The organism is Streptomyces sp. NPDC048637 (assembly GCF_040650675.1).
In the GTDB taxonomy this organism is placed as follows: domain Bacteria; phylum Actinomycetota; class Actinomycetes; order Streptomycetales; family Streptomycetaceae; genus Streptomyces.
This window is the reverse complement of sequence record NZ_JBEZHQ010000002.1, coordinates 389,336-414,128: the sequence shown is the minus strand read 5'-3', so window position 1 is coordinate 414,128 and position 24,793 is coordinate 389,336. Positions and strand designations below refer to the sequence as shown.

Here is a 24,793-nt window from a genome sequence, read left to right as displayed (position 1 = left end):
CCCTTTCTGCGTCGCGGCTGAGCAGCCGACCCGCTCATTCCCGGTGCCGGTGAGCCCTCCCCGAGCGATTCAGCGAAATCACCGCGCACAAGCCTCCGTACGCCAAAAAGAGCGGAAAACCACAAGACGAAAGCCATCTCGTTCACCTGATAGGGGGATGGATTGCGGCGAATGCCCGCAAAGACTTCTCCTTACCTTTACCTCTCATTACTGTTCATTTACCGATGCTTGAGAGTCACCGGAACCGTCACCCAACAGCGACGACCACCGGTCGGCTCACGTCCCGCCGCAGTACACCGCCGCCCCACGATCGCGCCCCGCGCGACCGCGTCGCCCCGGAGGAGACGGGAATGTCGCAGACCGAGAAGTCGCCGCCGCAACCGCCGCGCACACCGCACCGCACCGAAATCCCTCCCGACCCCCGTTTGTCCTCGGGGCCCGGATCCCGTCCAAAGAAGGACCGGGCGGTCCGCCGCGACCTCTCCGCCTCGGCCGTCGTCTTCCTGCTCGCCGTCCCGCTGTCCCTGGGCCTCGCCCTGGCCACCGGCGCCCCGCTCCAGGCCGGTCTGGTCGCCGCGGTCGTCGGCGGGATCGTCGCCGGTCTGCTCGGCGGCGCCCCGCTCCAGGTGAGCGGCGCGGCAACCGGCCTCCTGGTGGTCACCGCCGATCTGGTGCAGCGCTACGGCTGGCGCGCCACCTGCGCCATCACGGTGCTGGCCGGACTCGTCCAACTCGCCCTGGGCGCCCTGCGCGTGGCCCGCGCGGCGCTTGCCATCAGTCCGGCGATCGTGCACGGCATGCTGGCCGGCATCGGGGCCACCATCGCCCTCGGCCAACTCCATGTGGTGCTCGGCGGCAGCCCGGACAGCTCGGCCCTGGACAATGCCGCCGCGCTGCCCGGCCAGTTGGCCCACCCACACGCCGCCGCACTGCTGATCGGCGCCCTCACCGTCGCCGTGCTCCTCGGCTGGGGACGGCTGCCGGGCCGCGCCGGACGGTGGGCGCGGGTGCTGCCCGCCCCGCTGGCCGCCGTGCTCGCCGCGACGGCCGTCGGCATGGGGACGGAGGTGGCGCGGGTGGAGCTGCCGTCCTGGCGGATGCCCGAGCTGCCCGTGCTTCCGGATGCCTCCCTGCCGGCCCTTGCCGCCGCGGTGCTGACCGTCACCCTCGTCGCCAGCATGGAGTCGCTGCTGTCGGCGGTGGCCGTGGACCGGCTGGCGGCCGAGCGGCCGGACGTCCCCATGGGGCGCGCGCAGCTCAACCGTGAGCTGGCCGGCCAGGGCGTGGCCAATACCGTCTCCGGGCTGCTGGGCGGGCTGCCGATCTCCGGGGGCGCGATGCGCGGCTCGGCCAATGTGCGGGCCGGCGCGGCCACCCGCCGCGCCACGGTGCTGCACGGCGTATGGGTGCTGCTGTGCGCGGGCCTGCTGGCCACGGCGCTGGAGCTGATTCCGCTGGCCGCGCTCGCCGCGCTGGTGATGGTCGTCGGCGTACGGATGGTGAGCTTCGCGCACATCCGGCATGTGCAGCGCCACCGCGAATTCCCGGTGTATGCCGCCACCTTGAGTGGCGTGGTGCTCTTCGGGGTGCTCCAGGGTGTGGCGACGGGCATCGCGGTCGCGGTCTTCCTGGCGCTGCGCCGGCTGACCCACACCCGTATCACGGTGACGGAGGGGGAGGACGGCCACCGGGTGCGGGTCAGCGGGCAGTTGACGTTTCTGGCGGTGCCGCGGCTGACCCGGGCGCTGGCGCAGGTGCCGGCGCACACCGATGTCGTCGTCGAGCTGTGCGGGTCGTTCATGGATCATGCCGCCTACGAGGCGCTGCAGTCCTGGTCGGCCACCCACCAAGCACACGGCGGCCGGGTGACCCTCGGCGGCAGCCCGGGGCGGCCGCTCGCCGCGCAGGCCGGTGCGCACTCCTGCCGGCCGTGGACGCCCTGGCGCAACCATCACTGCACCCGGCCCGCCCCGGACCGGGCGGCGGTCCCGGAGAGCAGCGGCAGCCAACTGCTGGGCGGGGTCTCCGCATTCCAGCGCCATACGGCTCCGCTGGTGCGCGAGGAGCTGTCCCGGCTGGCGCGCGAGGGGCAGCGGCCCACCCAGCTGTTTCTCACCTGCGCCGATTCCCGCCTGGTCACGAGCATGATCACGTCCAGCGGGCCGGGTGATCTGTTCACCGTGCGCAATGTCGGCAATCTGATGCCGCCACCCGGCTCGGACATTTCCTGCGACTCCGTAGGGGCGGCGATCGAGTACGCGGTGGAGGTGCTGCGGGTCGGCTCGATCACGGTGTGCGGGCATTCGGGGTGCGGTGCCATGGGGGCGCTGCTGGGCGCCGCCGCACCGGAAGACGCCGAGCCGACCCCGCTCGCCCGCTGGCTGCGGCACGGCCGGCCGAGTCTGGCGCGTATGCAGCGCATCGGACGGCTGGGCCGCGGCGAAGTCGCCCTCAGCGGGCGGCCGGTGAGCGACGACCAGGAGCGGCTGGCGCTCGTCAACGTCATGCAGCAGCTCGACCACCTCCGGGCGCACCCGTGTGTGGCGCGCAGGGTGGCGGAGGGCACGCTGGCCTTGCACGGCATGTATTTCCATGTCGGGGAGGCCCAGGCATATGTGCTCGACGAGGCCGCCGGGAGGTTCTGCGCGGTGCACGGCGAACCGGCGCCAGTCACCGTCTGACCTGCACGGCATCCACTCAACAGCCCTGGCACAGATAGGTCTACACCAATAATTGTCCACAGCCCTTGTCAGGGCCGGGCGCGGGCTGATGAGCTATGACCTGGGGACACATCGGACGCCCTGGGATTGGGAGATGTTGTGAGCAACGAAAGCCTGGCCAACCTGCTTAAGGAGGAGACGGGAGCATGAACGAGCATCCTTCCCTCTCCAACCTGCTCAAGGAGGAGCGGCGGTTCGCGCCGCCCGCCGATCTGGCCGCGAACGCCAACGTCACGGCTGCCGCGTACGAACAGGCCGCGGCAGACCGGCTGGGCTTCTGGGCCGAGCAGGCCGAACGCCTGTCGTGGGAGACCGCGCCCACCGAGACCCTCGACTGGTCCAACGCGCCCTTCGCGAAGTGGTTCGCCGACGGCAAGCTCAATGTCGCCTACAACTGCGTGGACCGGCATGTGGAGAACGGCCTGGGCGACCGGGTCGCCATCCACTTCGAGGGCGAGCCCGGCGACACCCGCGCGATCACCTACGCCGAGCTCCAGCGCGAGGTCTCCAAGGCCGCCCATGCGCTGACCGAGCTGGGCGTGCGCAGCGGCGACCGGGTCGCCATCTACATGCCGATGATCCCGGAGACGGTCATCGCCATGCTGGCCTGTGCACGCCTGGGCGCCCCGCACTCGGTCGTCTTCGGCGGCTTCTCCGCCGACGCCCTGGCGACCCGTATCAATGACGCGGACGCCCGCGTGGTGATCACCGCCGACGGCGGCTACCGCCGCGGCAAGCCCTCCGCCCTCAAGCCCGCCGTCGACGCCGCCCTGACCAAGCCCGGTACGGAGAACGTGCGCAGCGTCCTCGTCGTGCGCCGCACCGGCCAGGAGGACATCGACTGGCACGAGGGCCGGGACGTGTGGTGGCACGAGATCGTCGAGCGGCAGAGCGACCAGCACACGCCCGAGGCTTTCGACGCCGAGCACCCGCTGTTCATCCTCTACACCTCCGGCACGACGGGTAAGCCCAAGGGCATCCTGCACACCACCGGCGGCTACCTCACCCAGGTGTCGTACACCCACCACGCGGTCTTCGACCTGAAGCCGGAGACCGACGTCTTCTGGTGCACCGCCGACGTCGGCTGGGTGACCGGCCACTCCTACATCACCTACGGCCCGCTCTCCAACGGCGCGACCGAGGTGCTCTACGAGGGCACGCCCGACACCCCGCACCAGGGCCGCTGGTGGGAGATCGTGCAGAAGTACGGCGTGACGATCCTCTACACCGCGCCGACCGCGATCCGCGCCTGCATGAAGTGGGGCGACGACATCCCGGCGAAGTTCGATCTGTCGTCGCTGCGTGTCCTCGGGTCGGTGGGCGAGCCGATCAACCCCGAGGCGTGGATGTGGTACCGCAAGCACATCGGGGCCGACAAGACACCGATCGTCGACACCTGGTGGCAGACCGAGACCGGCGGGATGATGCTCAGCCCGCTGCCGGGCGTCACGACGACCAAGCCCGGCTCGGCTCAGGTGGCACTGCCCGGTATCGCCGCGACCGTCGTGGACGACGATGCGCGCGAGGTCCCCGACGGCGCCGGCGGCTACCTCGTCCTGACCGAGCCCTGGCCGGCCATGCTCCGCACCATCTGGGGCGACGACCAGCGCTATCTCGACACGTACTGGTCGCGCTTCGAGGGCAAGTACTTCGCCGGCGACGGCGCCAAGAAGGACGACGACGGCGACATCTGGCTGCTCGGCCGGGTGGACGATGTGATGCTGGTGTCCGGCCACAACATCTCCACGACCGAGGTCGAGTCGGCGCTGGTCTCGCATCCGAAGGTGGCGGAGGCCGCGGTCGTCGGCGCCGCCGACCCGCAGACCACCCAGGCCATCTGCGCCTTTGTCATCCTGCGCGGCGGTGCGGCGGAGGACGAGGGCCTGGTCGAGGAGCTGCGCGCCCATGTCGCCCAGCAGCTCGGCCCGATCGCCAAGCCCAAGCGGATCATGCCGGTCGCGGAGCTGCCCAAGACCCGCTCCGGCAAGATCATGCGGCGGCTGCTGCGCGATGTCGCCGAGAACCGCGACCTCGGTGATGTCACCACCCTCACGGATTCCTCGGTCATGGACCTGATCCAGGCGAAGCTGCCGAGCGCGGCCAGCGAGGACTGAGCGGAACGGCGGACGTAGGGGGCATCCGGCCGGCACTGCCGGGTGCCCCCTTGCCGTGGCCCCGGCAGCCCGCCCGGCGACCGCGCGACGGGGAGCGCCCCGGCCGTGGGCCGCTCCTCCAGCGCTCCGACGGCGGCCGTTCCTCCAGCGGCCCGGCGCCCGAATTGACCGTAAAGTGAGGTCGCCGGACAGCCACTTACGCCCGCCAGGTAGGGTGGGGGACACGCGTCAATGACACGCTAAAACTCTGGGTGCGCCGGGAAGTCTGGTCGGCAACTGCAACAGCCGTACACAGCTGCCGAAAGCCGGAGGTCACCGAGTGATCGCGCGAAGCGAGCAAACGATCAAGAAGTGTGTGCTGCGCGCATACCGCCCCGCCGAGCGCACCGAGGCCGGCGCATGAGCGCCCCCCAGAACCGCCGCGCCCCGTTCCTCGGTCGGCTGTCCCTGCCCGAGCGGAACTTCATCGCGGATGCGCTCCGCGCCGAAACCGTCGGCGGCATCCTCCTCCTCATCGCCGCCGTAGCCGCTCTGATCTGGGCAAACACCCTCGGCGGGAGCTACGAGGCGGTCCGCGGCTTCCATCTCGGACCGGCCGCGCTGGGCCTGGACCTCTCCCTCCAGCACTGGGCCGCCAACGGGCTGCTCGCGGTCTTCTTCTTCGTCGCCGGTATCGAGCTCAAGCGCGAACTGGTCGCCGGCGAGCTCCGTGACCCCAAGGCCGCCGCCCTCCCCGTGGTCGCCGCGCTCTGCGGGATGGCGATGCCGGCGCTCGTCTACTTCACCGTCAACGCCATCGGCGGCGGCTCGCTGCAGGGCTGGGCGGTCCCCACCGCCACCGACATCGCCTTCGCGCTCGCCGTACTCGCCGTCATCGGCACGTCCCTGCCCGCCGCGCTGCGCGCCTTCCTGCTCACCCTCGCCGTCGTCGACGACCTCTTCGCGATCCTGATCATCGCGATCTTCTTCACCTCGAAGATCAACTTTCTGGCGCTCGGCCTCGCCGTCGCCGGCCTGGTGATCTTCTATCTGCTGCTGCGCAAGGGCGTCCGCGGCTGGTACGTCTACGTCCCGCTCGCCCTGGTCATCTGGGGCCTGATGGAGAACAGCGGGGTGCACGCCACCATCGCCGGCGTCGCCATGGGCCTGATGCTGCGCTGCACCCGGCGCGACGGCGAGACACAGTCCCCGGGCGAACACATCGAGCATCTGGTCCGCCCGCTGTCGGCCGGCCTCGCCGTGCCGCTGTTCGCCCTGTTCTCCGCGGGTGTGTCCATATCCGGCGGTGCGGTCCATGAAGTCTTCACCCGGCCGGAGACGCTCGGGGTCGTGCTCGGCCTGGTGGTGGGCAAGGCGCTCGGTATCTTCGGCGGCACATGGTGCACCGCCCGCTTCACCCGGGCCGAGCTCAACCCCGACCTCAAGTGGCCGGATGTCTTCGCCGTCGCCGCCCTGGCCGGCATCGGCTTCACGGTCTCCCTGCTCATCGGCGAACTCGCCTTCTCCGAAGACCTGGTGCTGGCCGACGAGATCAAGGCGTCGGTGCTGATCGGCTCACTGCTGGCGGCCGTCTTCGCGGGCATCCTCCTCAAGGTCCGCAACACCAAGTACAAGAAGCTGTGCGAGGACGAGGAGCGGGACGACGACCAGGACGGCATCCCCGACATCTACGAACTCGACAAGCCGGAGTACCACCTGCGGATGGCGGCAATCCACGAAGCCAAGGCCGCCGAGCACCGGCGGCTTGCCGAAGTGGCCTCCAGCACGCATGCCGGAGACGATGGTCCGGCATGATCTGAGAGGCTTTGCATCCGGGTGAAGAGAAGAGGGAGACGGCGATGAGCGCAGTGCACGACGGCACGGACCGCAGCCTCGGGCAGCTGGTGGCCACGGCCACGGCCGAAATGTCCGCACTGGTGCACGACGAGATCGCGCTGGCCAAGGCGGAGTTCCGGCAGGACGCCAAGCGCGCGGGCATCGGCAGCGCCGCGTTCATGGTGGCCGGCGCACTGGCGCTGTTCGCGCTGCCGGTGCTGAGCTTCGCGGCGGCGTACGGCATCCACAACCTCGGCCTCGGGCTCGCCTGGTCCTTCCTGATCGTGGGCGGCGCCTTCCTGCTCCTCGCCGGACTGCTGGCCCTCATCGCGCTGGCCAAGATGAAGAAGATCAAGAAGCCGGAGAAGTCCATCAGCTCCGCCAAGGAGACCGCGGCCGTACTCCAGAGGGCCAAGCCGCACCCGCGCGTGGCGCCCGTGGAGCACCCGGTGCTGGAGTCTGTGACACGCTCATCGGTATGACAGCCCCCGACAGCACCGCTTCGGTCGTACGCCTTGACGTCCCCGGCGGGCACGAGGTGTCGCACCGTGACGTCGCGGCCAACGGCGCCCGCTTCCACATCGCGGAGATGGGCGACGGCCCCTTGGTGCTGCTGCTGCACGGCTTTCCGCAGTTCTGGTGGACCTGGCGGCATCAGATGCCGGCACTCGCCGAGGCGGGCTTCCGGGCGGTCGCGATGGATCTTCGGGGCGTCGGCGGCAGCGACCGCACGCCGCGCGGCTACGACCCGGCGAACCTCGCCCTGGACATCACCGGCGTCATACGGTCCCTGGGGGAGCCGGACGCCGCGCTCGTCGGGCACGATCTGGGCGGCTATCTCGCCTGGACGGCGGCGGTGATGCGGCCCAAGCTGGTGCGCCGGCTGGCCGTGTCCTCGATGCCGCATCCGCGGCGCTGGCGCTCGGCGATGCTCGCCGACGTCCGGCAGAGCGCCCGGAGTTCGCACATCTGGAACTTCCAGCGCCCCTGGCTGCCGGAGCGCGCGCTGACGGCGGACGACGCAGCGCTGGTGGGCCGGATGATCCGTGACTGGTCCGGTCCCCGGCTGCCGGACGACGACGCGCTGGCGGTCTACCGGCGGGCGATGAGCATCCCCTCGACGGCGCACTGCTCGATCGAGCCGTACCGCTGGATGGTGCGGTCGATGGCCCGCCCCGACGGTCTGCAGTTCAACCGCCGGATGAAGATGCCCGTACGGGTCCCGACGCTGCATCTGCACGGCTCGCTCGACCCGGTGATGCGCACCCGCAGCGCGGCCGGCTCCGGCGAGTACGTCGAGGCGCCGTACCGCTGGCGGCTGTTCGACGGCCTGGGGCACTTCCCGCACGAGGAGGACCCGGTGGCGTTCTCCACAGAGCTGATCAACTGGCTGAAGGACCCGGAACCGGACCGGTGACGGGCCGCGGCCCGGGTGCGTCACGGAGCAACGACGCCCCCGGGGCGGACCGTTGACCCCGTCAAGCGGAACCGGTTCGTCCGCACCCCCGCCGGACCGCTGAGCGGGCTTTCCGAACCGCTCAGCGGAGCCCCTCCCCGTCAATCTCGAACGTGCGTATGACGAACAGCCACTTGCCCGGCGCATAGGCCAATTGGCGGTCCCCGGGGCGGTTACGGACCTTGGGCCACGGGCAGAGTCGAGGGTATGGGCTGGACGCACGACTACCGTGACGTGGCACGCAACCGCCGCAGCAGTGCCGCTGCAGTGGGTACGCAGGAAAGGGGAACCCCGGACCTCAGGTCCGGCGCATCCCCCGACCCGACGCACCCGATGGGGATCCCGCGGATCCTGCGCCGCAGAGCGCGCTGGATGAGCGCGCGGCTACGCCATCCCCGCACCTGACTCCTCGGCCCGCCGACGGAGCGCGGATACCTTCTCCCCCGCGCCGCCCGCCGACGGGCCGGCAGCGATCGCTGAATCGCCGGATCGCCGGATCGCCGGATCGCCCAGTGTCTGTCCGACCCCTCGGACAGGCCCTAGATGGCGCAGCCTTGGCTGTCGACCTGCTGCTGGGCCGTACGCCCCCTGGTGACGTCCTCGCGGACCTCGTCGGCGGTCAGCGCATAGCCGGTGCGTGAGTCGTCCAGCGACTTCGCGAAGACGACGCCGTAGACCTTGCCCTGCGGGGTGAGCAGCGGGCCGCCGGAGTTGCCCTGCCGGACCGTGGCGTAGAGGGAGTAGACATCGCGGCCGACCGTGCCGCGGTGGTAGATGTCCGGGCCGGTCGCCTGGATACGGCCGCGGACACGGGCGGCGCGGACGTCATAGCCGCCGTTCTCCGGGAAGCCGGCCACGATGGCGCTGTTGCCGCTGCTCGCGTCCCCGCCGGTGAACTGCAGCGCCGGAACCTCCAGCGAGGGCACGTCCAGGACCGCGATATCGCGCCGCCAGTCGTAGAGCACGACCCTGGCGTCGTACGTACGGCCCTCGCCGCCCACCTGGACGGTCGGCTCGCGCACCCCGCCGACGACATGGGCGTTGGTCATCACGCGGTGCCGGCTGAAGACGAAACCGCTGCCTTCGAGGACCTTGCCGCAGCTGGGAGCCGTACCGACGACCTTGACGATGCTGCGCCGGGCATGCGCCGCCACCGGGCTGGTGGCCAGCTGGGGATCGGGCGCCGGCACATTGGTGATCGGTTCGTTGGAGAACGGCGTGAAGACCTGCGGGAAGCCGTTCTGCGCGAGGACCGAGGAGAAGTCCGCGAACCATGTGCCGGCCTGCGGGGGCATCACCCGGGACACCCCGAGCAGCACCTTGGAGTTACGGACCTCCTTGCCGAGCGTCGGCAGGGACGTACCGGCCAGCGCCGAGCCGATCAGCCAGGCGACCAGCAGCATCGCCAGGACGTTGACCAGCGCGCCGCCGGTCGCGTCCAGCGCTCTCGCCGGTGACCACGTGATGTGGCGGCGCAGTTTGTTGCCCAGATGGGTGGTGAGCGCCTGGCCCACGGATGCGCACACGATCACGATGGCGACGGCCGCGATGGCCGCAAAGGAGCCGGGTGTCGCATCCCCGGTGATCTCGTTCCAGATCACGGGCAGCAGATAGACCGCGATCAGACCGCCTCCGAGGAAGCCGATCACGGACAGGATGCCGACGACAAAGCCTTGCCGATAGCCGATGATGGCGAACCACACGGCCGCGACCAGCAGCAGGATGTCCAGGACGTTCACGCCGGACACAGTCTCACGAGCGCCAGTCGAGCGGGACCGCCTTGTCACGGTCCCACGGAATCTCCCAGCCCGTGTAATGCAGGATCCGGTCGATAACCCCGGCCGTAAACCCCCAGACCAGGGCGTTCTCGACAAGGAACGCAGGTCCGATGTGGCCGCTGGGATGGCGCGTTGTCACCCGATGGGCCGGGTCCGTGAGATCCGCCACGGGAACCGTGAACACCCGGGCGGTCTCCGCCTGGTCGACCGCACCGACCGGGCTCGGCCGGCGCCACCATCCCAGGACGGGCGTCACCACGAAGCCGCTGACGGGGATGTAGAGCCGCGGCAGGACGGCGAAGACCTGCACACCGGAGGGATCGAGACCGGTCTCCTCCTGGGCCTCGCGCAGCGCCGCCCGTACCGGACCGGGGCCCTCCGGGTCGCCGTCCTCCGGGTCGAGGGCGCCACCGGGGAAGGAGGGCTGGCCGGCGTGTGAGCGCAGGGTGCCGGCGCGCTCCATCAGGAGCAGCTCGGGGCCGCGGGAGCCAAGGCCGAAGAGGATCAGCACGGCGGACTGCCGACCACCGCTCTCGGGCGGCAGAAAACGGCTGAGCTGCGGCGGCTCGATCGTGGCGGCCACCCGGGCCACCGGGTCCAGCCACTCGGGCAGGCCCTCGGCCGTGACCGTCGCCTCCCGGCCGGACGCCGGCTCTCCGGCGTCCGCCTCCTTGCCGTACTGCTGCTCCCGTGCACTCCGCATACGCGCCCCCTCAGGCCTGGCGTCGATCGTCGGTCACCTCTGGGCGGCGGTCGTCATGAAGCGGCCACCGGGGGCGCCATCGGTGGCGCGGGCTGCCCCGGATAGTCGGCCGGGGGCTTCAGCCGCTGCCCCGGCTGGCCGCCCAGCTCGTACTTCAGCAGCTTCCTGGCCTTCTCCGGGTCCGTCTCGCCCTCGCCGTACGCGGGGCACAGCGGGGCGATGGCGCAGGCTCCGCAGGCGGGCTTGCGGGAGTGGCAGACGCGGCGGCCGTGGAAGACGACCCGGTGCGAGAGCATCGTCCACTCGCTCTTGGGGAAGATCTCGGCGACATCCGCCTCGACCTTCTCGGCATCCTCGGCGGTGGTCCAGCCGAAGCGGCGCGCCAGACGGCCGAAGTGGGTGTCGACGGTGATGCCCGGGACGCCGAAGGCGTTGCCCAGCACCACATTGGCGGTCTTGCGGCCGACCCCGGGGAGCGTGACGAGGTCCTCCAGGCGGCCCGGCACCTCACCGCCGAAGCGGTCGCGGAGCGCCGCCGACAGACCGAGGAGTGACTTCGTCTTGGCCCGGAAGAAACCGGTCGGCCGGATCAGCTCCTCCAGCTTCTCCGGGGGCATCGCGGCCATGTCCTCGGGCGTCGGGCAGACCGCGAAGAGGCGCGGGGTGGTCTGGTTGACCCTCAGATCGGTGGTCTGCGCGGACAGGACCGTCGCGACCAGCAGCTCGAAGGGGTTGGTGAAATCCAGCTCGGGGTGGGCGTACGGATACAGCTCGGCCAGCTCGCGGTTGATCCGGCGGGCCCGCCGCACCATGGCGACCCGGGACTCGGGCTTGCGTGCGGGGGCCTTCTTGGCGGGGGCCTTCCCGGCGGCCGTCTTTGCGGCCGTCTTCGCGGCCGTCTTCGCCGCCGCGGTCTTGGCCGTCGACGTCTTCGCCGTCGCCTTCTTGGCCGGGGCGGTCTTCCTGGCGGCCGCCTTCTTGGCGGGGGCCTGCTCGGCGGCCGCGGTGGCCTTCTTCGTGACGGCCTTCTTCGCGGCAGCCGTCTTCGTGACGGCCTTCTTGGCCGCCGCCGGCTTCTCGGGGGTTGCGTTCACGGAGCGGCCTTCTTCCCTGCCGAGGTCTTGTCTGCCGGAGTCTTCCTCGCGGAGGTCTGCACGGTCGTGCTCTGCGCCGACGGTCGCGACGCGCCGGAATTCCGGACGGGCGGCTTCCGGCGGAGCGTCACCCCGGAGAGCGATTTGTTACTTTTATCCGAATACGATGTGTGGCCGGACGGCTGTTCGCCCACAGCGGAATCGCGCCCTGCGCTCACTCGTCCGGCCCCCCAGTCCTCTGCTCTCACCGGCGTATTGGACACTCGGCCAGACTAAGGCCAGCCACTGACATCCGGCTTGATCGCTATGATTCCTGACCCCAATCGGCCCCCTGCCTTATGGCTCGGGGCACCGGTCCGGCAAACTTGTGATTGATCGCACTGTTTTGCATTCCGGCATGATGGGGACCACAGTCCCCCGGAGCATGTCGACAAGGAGAGATCTCGTGGACGACGTTCTGCGGCGCGCACCGCTCTTCGCGGCGCTCGATGACGAGCAGGCGGCCGAGCTGCGCGCCTCAATGGGAGAGGTCACGCTCGCCCGCGGCGACGCCCTGTTCCACGAAGGGGACCCCGGCGACCGCCTGTACGTGGTCACCGAGGGCAAGGTGAAGCTGCACCGCACTTCCCCCGACGGGCGGGAGAACATGCTCGCCGTCCTCGGCCCCGGAGAGCTGATCGGTGAGCTCTCGCTCTTCGACCCCGGCCCCCGTACGGCCACGGCTTCCGCCCTCACCGAGGTCAAGCTCCTCGGCCTGGGCCACGGCGACCTCCAGCCCTGGCTGAACGCCCGGCCCGAGGTGGCCACGGCCCTGCTGCGTGCCGTCGCCCGACGGCTGCGCAAGACCAACGACCAGATGTCCGACCTGGTCTTCTCGGACGTACCGGGCCGCGTGGCACGCGCCCTGCTCGACCTGTCGCGCCGCTTCGGCGTGCAGTCCGAGGAAGGCATCCACGTGGTCCACGACCTGACGCAGGAGGAGCTGGCCCAGCTGGTCGGCGCCTCCCGCGAGACGGTCAACAAGGCACTGGCGGACTTCGCGGGCCGCGGCTGGCTGCGCCTGGAGGCGCGCGCCGTGATCCTGCTGGACGTCGAGCGGCTGGCCAAGCGCTCGCGCTGACCCACTCGCAGTCAGCCTGGAAGGGCCCCGCTCCGGCGGGGCCCTTCGTCATGGCGGGGACCTTCGTCATGGCCGCGCGGGGCCTGCGGCAGGCCCATGGCCCCGCGGCCCGTAATGGGCTCGCCGGACCGCCGCCGCCCTCGCCATAGTGACGCCATGACCCACGGCACTGGACTGGACCGGGACGGCTACTTCCTCCGGGAGGGGTCCCTGGACCGGGTGTCCGCGCAGTTCGCGCCCGTCGTGGCGGAGCTGGGCGCCCGGCTCGGCGACCACTTCGGCCCCGGCCGGCTGCACAGCAGCTACCTCTACGGCAGCATTCCGCGTGGCACCGCCGTCCCCGGCGTCTCCGACCTCGATGCGCTGCTCGCCCTGCGGGACGAACCCACCGAGGCCGACCGGGCCGCCGCCCGCACCGTCGAGGACGGCCTCGATGCGGCCTTCCCCCAGGTCAACGGCGCCGGAATCCTGCTGGTCGGCGTGGACCGGGTGCTGAGCGAGCCGGAGCGGTACGACCTGGCGTGGTTCGTGGCCTGCCTGTGCACCCCGCTCAGCGGCCCCGATCTCGCCGCTCGGCTGCCCCGCTACCGCCCCACCTCGCTCCTCGCCCGCGAGACCAACGGCGACCTCTTCCGCAGCCTGCCCGGTCTGCGCGCGAAGGCCGCGGCGGCCACCACGGAAGCCGAGCGCACCCGGCTGACCAGGGGTGTGGCGCGCCGGCTCGTCCGCACCGGATTCACCCTGGTCATGCCGCGCTGGGGCGGCTGGACGAGCGATCTCACCGAGTCCGCCGCGGCGTTCGGCCGCTGTTACCCGGCGCACGCCGAGCAGATGCACGCCGCGGCGCGCGCCGCCCGGACGCCCGGCGCGTACCCGGAGCTGCTGGACGAGCTGCTCTGTGGCCTCGCCCCCTGGCTGGCCGACGAATATCTGGCCGTCCACGGGGCGAAGGCTCCCCGCCCGTAGGCGCGCTGACGGAGCCTCTCGGCGACCGCGCGGACCGGCCCCGGGGTCGGTCCCGGCGGCCGGTCCGCGACGCCGTCAGCCCTCGATCAGCCCGTGCTCGCCCAGGTAGTCCAGCTGCGCCCGCACCGACAGCTCGGCGGCCGGCCACAGGGAGCGGTCGACATCGGCGTACACGCTCGCGACGACCTCGGCGGGGGTGCGATGGCCGGCCTCGACCGCGGTCTCCACCTGGGCGAGCCGGTGCGCCCGGTGCGCCAGATAGAACTCCACCGCCCCCTGGGCGTCGTTCAGCACCGGCCCGTGGCCCGGCAGGACCGTCGCCACCCCGTCGTCGACCGTGAGGGAGCGCAGCCGGCGCAGCGAGTCCAGGTAGTCGCCCAACCGCCCGTCGGGGTGGGCGACCACGGTGGTGCCGCGCCCCAGGATCGTGTCGCCGGTGAGCACCGCGCGGTCGGCCGGGAGGTGGAAGGAGAGCGAGTCCGCGGTGTGGCCCGGTGTGGGCACCACCCGCAGTTCCAGGCCTCCGGTGGTGATGACATCGCCCGCGTCGAGGCCCTCGTCGCCCAGGCGCAGCGCCGGATCCAGCGCCCGTACGGACGAACCGGTCAGCTCGGCGAAGCGCGCGGCGCCGTCGGAGTGGTCCGGGTGACCGTGGGTCAGCAGGGTCAGCGCGATGCGCCTGCCGGCCCGCTCGGCGGTGTCGATGACGGTACGGAGATGGGCCTCGTCGAGCGGCCCCGGGTCGATGACGACGGCGAGATCGGAGTCCGGCTCGGCCACGATCCAGGTGTTGGTGCCGTCCAGCGTCATCGGCGACGGGTTCGGGGCCAGTACGCATTGGGCGCGCGCGGTCGCGGGCCCCGAGATCACTCCGCCGCGGGGCTGACCGGGGAGGGCGGCTGCGTCGGTCATGTGGAGGTCCCTCCCGAGGGGCCGGCGCTGTCCGTGGGCCCGTCGGGCTCGCCGCCCCCAGGGGCACCGGTATCGGCGTCCGTCCGTGTGATGTGCTTGGTGAACTCGTCGTGCCCCGGCCAGCTCAGCTCGATCTCGCCACCCACGAGGCGGGCCCGGGCCAGCACCGGCGTCAGGTCCTGGGCCTCCGCGGCGGCCAGCGCGTCCGCAGCGGAGGCGTACGGCTGGAGCCCGCGCAGTGTCGCGATGGTCGGCGGCATCATCAGCAGCTCACCACGGTCGTAGCCGGCCGCGGCCTCCGCCGGCCGGATCCACACCGTACGGTCCGCCTCGGTGGAAGCATTCCTGGTGCGCTGGCCCTCGGGCAGCGCGGCGACGAAGAACCAGGTGTCGTAGCGCCGTGGTTCGAACTCCGGGGTGATCCAGCGGGCCCAGGCACCCAGCAGATCGGAGCGCAGCACCAGGCCGCGGCGGCCCAGGAAGTCGGCGAAGGACAGCTCATGGGCGACCAGGGCGGCGCGGTCCGCCTCCCAGTCCTCGCCCGTGGTGTCCGCGACGACCGTGTCAGCCGAGGCACCGGCGAGCAGCACCCCCGCCTCCTCGAACGTCTCACGGACCGCCGCGCAGACGATGGTCTGCGCGGTGGCCGGGTCGACGCCCATACGGACCGCCCACTGGGCACGTGACGGGCCGGCCCAGGCCACCGGCCGCTCGTCACGGGGATCGACGGACCCGCCCGGATAGGCGTACGCGCCTCCGGCGAAGGCCATGGAGGCGCGTCTGCGCAGCATGTGGACGGCGGGGCCGCCGGCGGCGGAGTCCCGCAGCAGCAGGACGGTCGCGGCCCGCCGGGGCTCGGCGGGGGTCAGCTCGCCGTTCGCGAGCGCCCGGATACGGTCCGGCCACTCCGGCGGGTACCACTGGCCATTGGTCGTGGACGACATGGCCGGATGTTATGCGCTCGCGCGCGGATGTTCGAGGGCCTCTTTCGCGCCGGAGGGCCCCTGCTGACGAGGGGCCCTCCGGCACACGGCATGCACTACGGGTGCCGGCATCCCTACGGCTGCCTATTCGGCGATCTCGACCTGGATCTCGACCTCGACCGGCGCATCGAGCGGCAGCACCGCCACGCCCACCGCGGACCGGGCGTGCACGCCCTTGTCGCCGAGGATCTCGCCCAGCAGCTCGCTGGCGCCGTTGAGGACACCCGGCTGGCCGGTGAAGTCCGGCGCGGAGGCCACGAAGCCGACGACCTTCACGACCCGCTGGATCTTGTCGAGGTCGCCGATGACGGACTTCACGGCGGCCAGCGCGTTGAGCGCGCAGGTCGCGGCGAGTTCCTTGGCCTGCTCCGCGCCGACCTCGGCGCCGACCTTGCCGGTGGCCGGCAGCGCGCCGTCCACCATCGGCAGCTGGCCGGAGGTGTACACATAGGCGCCGGAGCGCACCGCGGGCTGGTACGTGGCCAGCGGCGGCACGACCTGCGGCAGCTTGAGGCCGAGCGCCGCGATCTTGTCCTCCGCCGCGCTCACGCCTTCTCCCGCTTCAGGTAGGCCACCAACTGCTCAGGGTTGTTCGGGCCGGGGACGACCTGGACCAGCTCCCAGCCGTCCTCGCCCCAGGTGTCCAGAATCTGCTTCGTCGCGTGCACGAGCAGCGGCACGGTCGCGTATTCCCACTTGGTCATGGGCCGAGCGTAATACCTGTCCACGGCTGTGGTGGACGCCGTCCACCACAGCCCGCCCACAGCCTTCCCGGACAGCCTTCAGCGGCCCGGTCACCGGGCCCCTACGGATCATCCCTGATCCGTCCCGGAGGGATCAGGGACAGATATCCGGGGCTTGTCAGGCGTATCCCGTGCGTAGCCGGGACGCGGACTGGTTAGGCTCCTTGGCGTGAGCAGGCTCCATGTCGTCAGCGGCAAGGGCGGCACCGGCAAGACCACGGTCGCCGCTGCCCTCGCCCTCGCCCTGGCCACCGAGGGGCGCCGTACCCTCCTGGTCGAGGTCGAGGGCCGGCAGGGCATTGCCCAGTTGTTCGAGACCGAAGCGCTTCCCTACGAGGAACGCAAGATCGCGGTGGGTCCCGCATCGGAAGGTGCCTCACCGTGGGGGACACCCCGCGCGGAATCCGGCGGGGATTCCGCCCGCGGCGGTGGCGGGAGACGGGCCGGCGGCGAGGTCCACGCCCTGGCCATCGACGCCGAACGCGCCCTCCTGGACTACCTCCAGATGTTCTACAAGCTGGGCAGCGCGGGCCGGGCGCTGAAGAAGCTCGGCGCGATCGACTTCGCCACGACCATCGCGCCGGGCCTGCGGGACGTCCTGCTGACCGGCAAGGCGTGCGAAGCGGTGCGCCGCAAGGACAAGAACGGCAAGTTCGTCTACGACGCGGTCGTGATGGACGCCCCGCCGACCGGCCGCATCACCCGCTTTCTGAACGTCAATGACGAGGTGGCCGGTCTGGCGAAGATCGGCCCGATCCACAATCAGGCGCAGGCCGTGATGCGGGTCCTCAAGTCGCCCGAGACCGCGGTGCATCTGGTGACGCTCCTGGAGGAGATGCCCGTCCAGGAGACCGCCGACGGGGTCGAGGAACTGCGCGCCGCCGGCATCCCCGTGGGCGGCATCGTCATCAACATGACCCGCCCGGCACTGCTGGACAACGGCGATCTCGACATCGCCGCCCGTGGCGCCCGTGCGGGCGTCGCCAAGGCGCTCTCCCAGGCCGGTCTGGGCGGCGCCCGCCGCGGCGGCCTGGCGGACCGGCTGATCGACCCCCTGCTGGAGCAGGCACGCGAACACGCCGAGCGGGTCGAGCTGGAGCGCGCGGAGCACGCCGAGCTGACCGCAATCGGGCTGCCCACCTACGAGTTGGAGCTGCTCCCCGAGGGAGTGGACCTCGCCGGGCTCTACCACCTGGCGAGAGATCTGCGGAAACAGGGGCCCATATGACCTCGGACACCACGACGCTGGACGCCTCGGCCCCGCGGCTCGAGGTCGACACACTGATCGACGACCCGCACACCCGCATCGTGGTGTGCTGCGGCTCGGGCGGCGTCGGCAAGACCACGACCGCCGCGGCGCTGGGCGTGCGCGCCGCCGAGCGCGGCCGCAAGGTCGTCGTGCTCACCATCGACCCGGCCCGGCGGCTGGCGCAGTCCATGGGCATCTCCGAGCTCGACAACGTCCCGCGTCAGGTCAAGGACGTCGACGAGACCGCGGGCGGCGAACTGCACGCGATGATGCTGGACATGAAGCGCACCTTCGACGAGATCGTCGAGGGCCACGCGGACGCCGAACGGGCCCGCGCGATCCTGGAGAACCCCTTCTACCAGTCCCTGTCGGCCGGTTTCGCGGGCACGCAGGAGTACATGGCCATGGAGAAGCTGGGCCAGCTCCGCGCGAACGACGAGTGGGACCTGATCATCGTCGACACCCCTCCGAGCCGCTCCGCGCTGGACTTCCTGGACGCGCCCAAGCGCCTGGGCTCGTTCCTGGACGGCAAGTTCATCCGGGTGCTGATGGCGCCGGCGAAGGTCGGCGGCCGGGCCGGCATGAAGTTCCTCAATGTCGGCATGTCGATGATGACCGGCACCCTCAGCAAGCTCATGGGCGGTCAACTGCTGCGCGATGTGCAGACGTTCGTGGCCGCGATGGACACCATGTTCGGCGGCTTCCGCACCCGCGCGGACGCCACCTACCGACTGCTGCAGGCGCCCGGCACGGCATTTCTCGTGGTGGCCGCGCCGGAGCGGGACGCACTGCGCGAGGCGGCGTACTTCGTCGAGCGGCTGGCCGCCGAGCAGATGCCGCTGGCCGGTCTGGTGCTGAACCGCGTGCACGGCAGCGGCGCCGCCCAACTGAGCGCCGAGCGCGCACTGGCCGCCGCGGAGGCCCTCACGGACCACATGGCAGAGGACACCCACGCGGACGCCGACCCGGAGGCAGCGGCGGCCCCGGACGCCGCGGCCGATCCCGCCCCCGACCGCACAGAAAATAATCTTGAAGCCACCGGCATTGTGGATCTCGACGGCGGGAAGGCTGGATCACGTACCGCTGGCGGCCACTCCCCCGCCGCCGCGGCGGAGCAGGTGACACCCACCTCAGCCTCAGCGGCGCAACTGGCCGCCGGGCTGCTACGGCTGCACGCGGAACGTATGCAGGTCCTCGCGCGCGAACGGCGCACGCGGGACCGCTTCACCGCGCTGCATCCCGAGGTTCCGGTGACGGAGGTCGCCGCGCTGCCCGGCGATGTCCATGACCTCGCAGGGCTGCGTGCCATCGGCGACCGCCTGGCGCTGGAGCCCACGGCCACCGACGACCCCACGAACACCGACAACTGAGCCGTACGCACGGCCGACTCAGCCAGCCGCCCAGCTCAGCGCCAGCCGCCCAACTCAGCCACCCGCCCACCGGGCGAAGCGCTCTTCACCACGCACTCGCGGGGCGCCTCACTACGACTTCACGGGGCGCGCTGAATCAGCACGCCCGCCCCCCATCCATGCCTCCAACTCCGGCGGGATTCACCGTCACTGACGGCACGTTGCGTCTGTCTGACCGATCAGACCGCGCCATCAACCGAACCTTCTCGGCCGACTTTCTCCCGGCCGCTGCCCGCGGCTACCCCACCGCCGCCAGCTCATCGAAGGCCTCGTCGTCACAGTCCACCGGCAGAATGCCCGTGCTGCGCTCATATTCCGTACGCGCTGTCTCCAGCAGCCGGCGCCATGACGTCACGGTCGGGCGGCGACGCAGCAGCGCCCTCCGCTCGCGTTCGGTCATCCCGCCCCACACGCCGAACTCCACCCGGTTGTCCAGGGCATCGGCCAGGCACTCCGTGCGCACCGGACATCCGGTGCACACCGCCTTGGCGCGGTTCTGCGCCGCCCCTTGCACGAACAGTTCATCCGGATCGGTGGTGCGGCACGCTGCCTGCGTACTCCAGTCGGTTACCCAGCCCATGCTGGCGCCGTCCTCTCCCGAATCGAGGCTCCCCCACGGCGGCAAGCGGCATATTCACCGTTGCCAGTTGAGGACGTTACGGAAGGCAGGCAGGGCGCAACACCCCCTTCGGGCCCAATCTTGGATGGCCCGAACGGACTATGCGTATGCGGCAGATCACCCAACGGAGTGACCGTGCGGCATACGTCACTTTGCGCACAAGGCAGGACAGTTCACCGTCCTGACACGGGCTTTTCCTCGACACCTGCGGGCACGTGGGGGCGCGTACCGCAGGGAGTAGGGGTTGACGAACTGAGGCGTAACCGTTCGGCTGTGGTAGCTGAGGACAGGCTAAACGAACAGGTGCGCCCCTGTCCGGCGATTGAGAACGTAGGCTGCTCTCATGCCTAAGAAGCGCGATGGCGGAGGTCTGTCCAAGACGCAGCAGGCCGCCAAGTTCCTCGGTGTCAGCGTCCTGGCCGGAGCGGTACTCGCCGGTCTTGCGCTCCCGGCGGCCGGGGCGCTCGGCCTGACCGCCAAGGGGTCGGTCGAGGGCTTCGACGACATCCCGGCGAACCTCAAGACGCCGCCGCTCAGCCAGCGGACCAGGATTCTGGACGCGAAGGGCGGCGAGATCGCCAAGGTCTACTCCCGTGACCGCACGGTCGTCGGCCTCAAGGACATGTCGCCGTACATCCGGCAGGCGATCGTCGCGATCGAGGACGCACGCTTCTACGAGCACGGCGCCATCGACCTGAAGGGCATCCTGCGGGCGGTCAACAAGAACGCCCAGTCGGGCGGCGTCTCCGAGGGTGCCTCGACGCTGACCCAGCAATATGTGAAGAACGTCTTCGTCGAGGAGGCCGGGGACAACGCGGACAAGGTTGCGCAGGCCACCCAGCAGACCCTCGGCCGCAAGGTCAAGGAGCTCAAGTACGCGATCCAGGTCGAGAAGGAACTCGGCAAGCGGAAGATCCTGCAGAACTACCTCAACATCACGTTCTTCGGGCAGCAGGCCTACGGCGTCGAGGCGGCCGCCCAGCGCTACTTCAGCAAGCACGCCAAGGACCTGAACCTGGAGGAGTCGGCGCTGCTGGCCGGCATCGTCCAGTCACCCACCCGCTACGACCCGGTCAACGCCCCGCAGGAGGCCACCCGGCGGCGTAACACCGTCCTCCAGCGGATGGCCGACCTGAAGAACGTCACCCAGGCGCAGGCCGACGCGGCCGCCAAGAAGCCGATCAAGCTGGCGGTCAGCCGCCCCAAGAACGGCTGCATCACCGCCACCGACGGCGCCGGCTTCTTCTGCGACTACATCCGCAAGGTCTTCCTCAACGACAAGCACTTCGGCAAGGACCGGAAGGTCCGCCTGCAACGCTGGAACGAGGGCGGAATGACCATCCGCACCACCCTCGATCCGCAGTCCCAGAAGTCGGTCCAGGCCTCGCTGAAGGACCACGTCTACGAGGACGACCCGGTCGCCGGCGCCGCCACCATCGTCGAGCCCGGCACCGGCAAGATCCTCGGCATGGGCCAGTCGCGCCCGTACGGCTTCGGCGAGAACCAGACCGTGATCAACCTCTCGGTCGATCACAACATGGGCGGCGGCGCCGGCTACCAGCCCGGGTCGACCTTCAAGCCGGTGATCGCGGCGGCCGCGCTGGAGCAGGGGACGAACCCGGAGCAGGAGTACCCCTCGCCGTACCGGATGCCGTACCCGAGCCCGGTGCAGACCTGCGACGGCGAGTGGCAGGGCAGCGCCATGACGCAGAACGAGAACAGGGCAGAGGTCGGCCCGTACGCCATGAAGGAGGCGACCGCGAAGTCGGTCAACACCTACTTCGTGCAGCTGATCAGCGATATGGGCGTCTGCCCCGCGGTGAAGATGGCCCAGAAGATGGGCATCGAGCGGGCGGACGGCAAGCCGTTGGAGCAGGTCCCGTCGATGACGCTCGGCGTGCAGGAGATGTCGCCGCTGACCATGGCGGCCGGGTACGCCGCGTTCGCCAACGGCGGCGAGTACTGCTCCCCCGTCGCCATCGGGTCGATCACCGACGCCCGGGGCCGGGCGCTGAAGGTCCCGCAGACCAGCTGCCGCAGCGCGATGTCCAAGAGGACCGCCGACACGATCAACACCCTCCTCAAGGGCGTCGTCGAGGACGGCACCGGCAAGGAAGCCGGTCTCCAGGGACGCGACAGCGCCGGCAAGACCGGCACCAGCGACAGCCGGTACGCCGCCTGGTTCGTCGGCTACACCCCGAACGCGGCCGGTGCGGTCTGGGTCGGCGACCCGCTGCACAAGCGCAAGATGTACGACATCAGCATCGGCGGGGTCCCCCACGACAAGGTCTACGGCGCCGACACCCCCGGTCCCATATGGCGCGACGCGATGTCCGGTGCCCTCGCCGACCGGCCCGCACCCGAACTGCCCACTGTGCCGATCGACGATCCGGCCAAGGACAGGAACCGGGGCGACGAAGGCGACAAGGGCCGCGGCCAGCACAAGCCGGGCCGGGGTCACGGCGGCGACAACAAGCCGGGCGGCGGCTGGGGCATCCCGGGCTTCCCCGACATCCTGGGCGGCGGCAACGGCGGCTGGTAGGCGGCCGATTGGCCCGTACGACAACGGCTGAGGGGCGCCCCCACACCACGGGGGCGCCCCTCAGCCGTCCTTCAAGAACTCCGTCCGGCCGCTCAGCCGGCCAGCAGCTTCTTCACCGCCGCGGCCACCCGGCCGCCCTCGGCGCGGCCCGCCACCTGAGGGTTGACGATCTTCATGACGGCGCCCATCGCCCGCGGGCCCTCGGCACCGGCACCCTTGGCCTCCGCCACGGCCGCCGCGACCAGCTGCTCCAGCTCGTCGTCGGTCAGCTGCTTGGGCAGATAGTCCGCGAGCAGTTCGCCCTCGGCGCGCTCCCGCTCGGCCTGCTCGGCACGGCCGCCCTTCTCGAAGGCGTCCGCGGCCTCCCGGCGCTTCTTCGCCTCCCGCGCGATGATCTTCTCGACCTCGCCGTCGGACAGCTCACGCGCCTCGGTGCCCGCGACCTCCTCCTTCTGGATCGCGGTCAGCGTGAGACGGAGGGTGGAGGAGCGCAGCTCGTCGCGCGCCTTGATCGCGACGGTGAGGTCGTCCTGCAGCTTGGACTTGAGCGTGGTCATGACGTTGAGTATGCCTCCCCCCACCGACAAACACCGCGCCTTTTCCTCCCGGCCCCGCGACACCCACCACACGACCGGGCCGTTCCTCCGCTGCATCCACCCCTCGCACTCTGCGACGATGGGACGCATGCGCGCGCGATACGGAGTACCCCTGACCCTGACCGCAGTCGGCGCGGCCGGCCTGGCCTACGCCGCCGGCTTCGAAGTCCGCTCGTTCCGTCTCCGGCGCGTCACCGTGCCCGTACTGCCCCGCGGTATGCGGCCGTTGCGCGTCCTGCAGGTCTCCGACATCCACATGGTCGGCGGGCAGCGCAAGAAGCAGCGCTGGCTGCAGTCGCTGGCCGGGCTGCGCCCCGACTTCGTCATCAACACGGGCGACAACCTCTCCGACCCCGAGGGCGTCCCCGAGACGCTGGACGCGCTCGGCCCGCTGATGGAGTTCCCCGGCGCGTACGTCTTCGGCTCCAACGACTACTACGGCCCCAAGCTCCGCAACCCGGCCCGCTACCTGATCGAGCGGGCCCAGGGCCGGCACGGCCTCAACGGCAACGCCCCCGCCGTGGGCGTCGTCCACAACCCGTGGGAGGAGCTGCGTGACGCGTTCGACGCGGCCGGCTGGGTCGGCCTGTCCAATTCCCGTGGCCGCCTGAAGCTGGAGGGCATCGAGATCGCCCTGACCGGTCTGGACGACCCGCACATCAAGCGTGACCGCTACGCCGAGGTGGCCGGCGGCCCGGAATCCGGCGCCGATCTCTCCCTGGCCGTCGTCCACGCCCCTTATCTGCGCTCGCTGGATGCCTTCACCGCCGACGGCTACCCCCTGGTCCTGGCCGGCCACACCCACGGCGGCCAGCTCTGCATCCCCTTCTACGGCGCCCTCGTCACCAACTGCGACATCGACACCGACCGCGTGAAGGGCCTGTCCACCCACACCGCCGCGGGCCGCACCTCCTACCTCCATGTCTCCGCCGGCTGCGGCACCAACCGCTACACCCCGGTGCGCTTCGCCTGCCCCCCGGAGGCGACGCTGCTGACGCTCACGACGCAGGGCTGAGAGGCGCAGGGCTGAGAAGGGCCCGGGGCGGGGCCGGGGGCTGAGGCCGGACCCGCGAGGTGTGGGGTCTCGGAGAGGCGGGCTCGGTCCGGGGCTCGCAGGCTCGGGCCGGGGTCTCACGTGCTGAGGCCGGGGCGCAGTGGTGTGGGCCTCGGGCCGGGCCCGGGGTTTTGCCGGTTCGGGTCTCCCGCACCCACTGATCATCCCCCTAATGTGGAGGAATGTCCGACCCCACCCGGACCTCGCAGTCCACGCGCCATGCCACCGACCCCGCCGCTGCCGCCGCCCGCACCCCGGCCGCAGCCGTCGCCCCCACGATCCGCCGCCCCCTGGCAGCCGCCTTCCGCATCCTCCTCGCCGCGGCAGCCCTGACCGGCCTGCTGCTCGCCGCCCTCGGCTCCCCCGCCCCGGCCCACCTCGTCACCCGCTTCACCGTGCAGGCCAACCTCGCCGTGGCGCTGGTCTCCGCCTGCTCCGCCCACCGCGCGTGGACCGGCCGCCGCCCCGTGAGCCCCCGCGTCACCGGCGCCCTCCTCTCCTTCCTCGCCCTCCCCGCCCTCGTCCACTACGCCCTCCCCGCAGGGGGCACCACCGCCTTCACGCTGCCGGAGGCCGGCACCCCCACCGCCGCCCAGACGATCGGCCACCAGCTCCTCCACGCCCTCATCCCGCTCGCCGCCCTCGCCGACTGGCTGCTGCTCACCGGCCCCCGCGGCTTCCGCCTGGCCTACGCCTGGCAGTGGCCGGCCTATCCCCTCCTCTACCTCGCGTTCACCCTCGCCTTCCCCACCACCGCCGGTGCCCCGCCCCCGACCGTCACCACCGCCCTCACCCTCGCCCTGGTGATCTGCCTGCTCCCCTTGATCGCCGTCGGGATCGACCAGGTCAGGCCCTCTCCCCGGCTCCACCACAACCGGATTTCACCTACAGGGATCAGTCCGCTAAAGTAGAGCTCGTTG

Annotated in this window: 21 protein-coding genes and 1 pseudogene; 13 read left to right on the top strand and 9 right to left on the bottom strand. The window is 71.1% G+C overall.

Annotation, left to right across the window (positions count from 1 at the left end; genetic code table 11):
* Window positions 1–350: 350 nt before the first annotated feature.
* The 6 genes and pseudogenes from AB0C46_RS04700 to AB0C46_RS04675 all read left to right on the top strand — a co-directional run bounded on the left by AB0C46_RS04700 (window position 351) and on the right by AB0C46_RS04675 (window position 8,510).
* On the top strand, window positions 351–2,681 hold the full coding sequence (locus tag AB0C46_RS04700; protein WP_362825651.1) for a SulP family inorganic anion transporter: 2,331 nt from the start codon (window positions 351–353) through the stop codon (window positions 2,679–2,681).
* Window positions 2,682–2,834: 153 nt separating this feature from the next.
* A pseudogene (acs, locus tag AB0C46_RS04695) lies at window positions 2,835–4,834 on the top strand (acetate--CoA ligase).
* Between the two features lie 399 nt (window positions 4,835–5,233).
* Complete coding sequence (nhaA, locus tag AB0C46_RS04690) at window positions 5,234–6,628, top strand: Na+/H+ antiporter NhaA (RefSeq protein WP_362825650.1); 1,395 nt, start codon at window positions 5,234–5,236, stop codon at window positions 6,626–6,628.
* A gap of 44 nt (window positions 6,629–6,672) precedes the next feature.
* Window positions 6,673–7,131, top strand: a complete 459-nt coding sequence (locus AB0C46_RS04685) for a phage holin family protein (RefSeq protein WP_362825649.1) — start codon at window positions 6,673–6,675, stop codon at window positions 7,129–7,131.
* The gene (locus AB0C46_RS04680) at window positions 7,128–8,066 is read left to right on the top strand and encodes an alpha/beta hydrolase (protein WP_362825648.1); all 939 of its coding nucleotides are present in this window, start codon (window positions 7,128–7,130) and stop codon (window positions 8,064–8,066) included. Before AB0C46_RS04685 ends, AB0C46_RS04680 begins: the two co-directional genes overlap by 4 nt.
* Before the next feature lie 246 nt (window positions 8,067–8,312).
* A complete protein-coding gene (locus AB0C46_RS04675) occupies window positions 8,313–8,510 on the top strand; it encodes a hypothetical protein (protein ID WP_362825647.1) in 198 nt (65 codons plus the stop codon).
* 134 nt (window positions 8,511–8,644) lie between these two features.
* Here the strand turns inward: AB0C46_RS04675 and AB0C46_RS04670 are convergent, their stop codons facing one another.
* Genes AB0C46_RS04670 through nth form a run of 3 tightly spaced genes read right to left on the bottom strand, consistent with a single transcriptional unit; the run spans window position 8,645 to window position 11,680 of the window.
* Window positions 8,645–9,844, bottom strand: a complete 1,200-nt coding sequence (locus tag AB0C46_RS04670) for a MarP family serine protease (RefSeq protein WP_362825646.1) — start codon at window positions 9,842–9,844, stop codon at window positions 8,645–8,647.
* A gap of 13 nt (window positions 9,845–9,857) precedes the next feature.
* On the bottom strand, window positions 9,858–10,586 hold the full coding sequence (locus AB0C46_RS04665) for a CoA pyrophosphatase (RefSeq protein ID WP_362825645.1): 729 nt from the start codon (window positions 10,584–10,586) through the stop codon (window positions 9,858–9,860).
* 53 nt (window positions 10,587–10,639) lie between these two features.
* Complete coding sequence (gene nth, locus AB0C46_RS04660) at window positions 10,640–11,680, bottom strand: endonuclease III (RefSeq protein WP_362825644.1); 1,041 nt, start codon at window positions 11,678–11,680, stop codon at window positions 10,640–10,642.
* 445 nt (window positions 11,681–12,125) lie between these two features.
* Between nth and AB0C46_RS04655 the strand changes: the two genes are divergently transcribed.
* Window positions 12,126–12,800, top strand: a complete 675-nt coding sequence (locus AB0C46_RS04655; RefSeq protein WP_006604164.1) for a Crp/Fnr family transcriptional regulator — start codon at window positions 12,126–12,128, stop codon at window positions 12,798–12,800.
* 156 nt (window positions 12,801–12,956) lie between these two features.
* On the top strand, window positions 12,957–13,766 hold the full coding sequence (locus AB0C46_RS04650) for a nucleotidyltransferase (RefSeq protein ID WP_362825643.1): 810 nt from the start codon (window positions 12,957–12,959) through the stop codon (window positions 13,764–13,766).
* A gap of 75 nt (window positions 13,767–13,841) precedes the next feature.
* On the opposite strand, the gene AB0C46_RS04645 is transcribed toward AB0C46_RS04650, so the two are convergent.
* From AB0C46_RS04645 to AB0C46_RS04630, 4 genes are all read right to left on the bottom strand, one after another.
* Window positions 13,842–14,678, bottom strand: coding sequence for an MBL fold metallo-hydrolase (locus AB0C46_RS04645; RefSeq protein ID WP_362825642.1), 837 nt, complete (start codon window positions 14,676–14,678; stop codon window positions 13,842–13,844).
* Window positions 14,675–15,622 (bottom strand): NUDIX hydrolase, encoded by a 948-nt coding sequence (locus AB0C46_RS04640; RefSeq protein ID WP_362825640.1) that lies wholly within the window; start codon window positions 15,620–15,622, stop codon window positions 14,675–14,677. The genes AB0C46_RS04645 and AB0C46_RS04640 overlap by 4 nt, the downstream gene beginning before the upstream one ends.
* A 123-nt stretch (window positions 15,623–15,745) precedes the next feature.
* A complete protein-coding gene (locus AB0C46_RS04635) occupies window positions 15,746–16,210 on the bottom strand; it encodes a RidA family protein (protein ID WP_362825638.1) in 465 nt (154 codons plus the stop codon).
* A complete protein-coding gene (locus tag AB0C46_RS04630) occupies window positions 16,207–16,365 on the bottom strand; it encodes a DUF4177 domain-containing protein (protein WP_003967454.1) in 159 nt (52 codons plus the stop codon). Before AB0C46_RS04630 ends, AB0C46_RS04635 begins: the two co-directional genes overlap by 4 nt.
* Before the next feature lie 208 nt (window positions 16,366–16,573).
* Between AB0C46_RS04630 and AB0C46_RS04625 the strand changes: the two genes are divergently transcribed.
* Window positions 16,574–17,632 (top strand): ArsA-related P-loop ATPase, encoded by a 1,059-nt coding sequence (locus tag AB0C46_RS04625; protein WP_362825637.1) that lies wholly within the window; start codon window positions 16,574–16,576, stop codon window positions 17,630–17,632.
* A complete protein-coding gene (locus tag AB0C46_RS04620; protein ID WP_362825636.1) occupies window positions 17,629–19,023 on the top strand; it encodes an ArsA family ATPase in 1,395 nt (464 codons plus the stop codon). Before AB0C46_RS04625 ends, AB0C46_RS04620 begins: the two co-directional genes overlap by 4 nt.
* 277 nt (window positions 19,024–19,300) lie before the next feature.
* Here the strand turns inward: AB0C46_RS04620 and AB0C46_RS04615 are convergent, their stop codons facing one another.
* Window positions 19,301–19,642: a WhiB family transcriptional regulator gene (locus AB0C46_RS04615; RefSeq protein ID WP_362825634.1), complete on the bottom strand. Its 342-nt coding sequence runs from the start codon at window positions 19,640–19,642 to the stop codon at window positions 19,301–19,303.
* Window positions 19,643–20,024: 382 nt separating this feature from the next.
* Between AB0C46_RS04615 and AB0C46_RS04610 the strand changes: the two genes are divergently transcribed.
* Window positions 20,025–22,223, top strand: coding sequence for a transglycosylase domain-containing protein (locus AB0C46_RS04610; RefSeq protein ID WP_362825632.1), 2,199 nt, complete (start codon window positions 20,025–20,027; stop codon window positions 22,221–22,223).
* A 92-nt stretch (window positions 22,224–22,315) separates the two neighbouring features.
* On the opposite strand, the gene AB0C46_RS04605 is transcribed toward AB0C46_RS04610, so the two are convergent.
* Window positions 22,316–22,780, bottom strand: a complete 465-nt coding sequence (locus tag AB0C46_RS04605) for a GatB/YqeY domain-containing protein (RefSeq protein ID WP_362825631.1) — start codon at window positions 22,778–22,780, stop codon at window positions 22,316–22,318.
* A 127-nt stretch (window positions 22,781–22,907) separates the two neighbouring features.
* Between AB0C46_RS04605 and AB0C46_RS04600 the strand changes: the two genes are divergently transcribed.
* Window positions 22,908–23,834 carry a metallophosphoesterase gene (locus AB0C46_RS04600; RefSeq protein ID WP_362825630.1) on the top strand — a complete coding sequence of 309 codons (927 nt, stop codon included), beginning with the start codon at window positions 22,908–22,910 and terminating at the stop codon, window positions 23,832–23,834.
* A gap of 221 nt (window positions 23,835–24,055) precedes the next feature.
* Complete coding sequence (locus AB0C46_RS04595) at window positions 24,056–24,784, top strand: Pr6Pr family membrane protein (RefSeq protein ID WP_362825629.1); 729 nt, start codon at window positions 24,056–24,058, stop codon at window positions 24,782–24,784.
* Window positions 24,785–24,793: the final 9 nt, after the last annotated feature.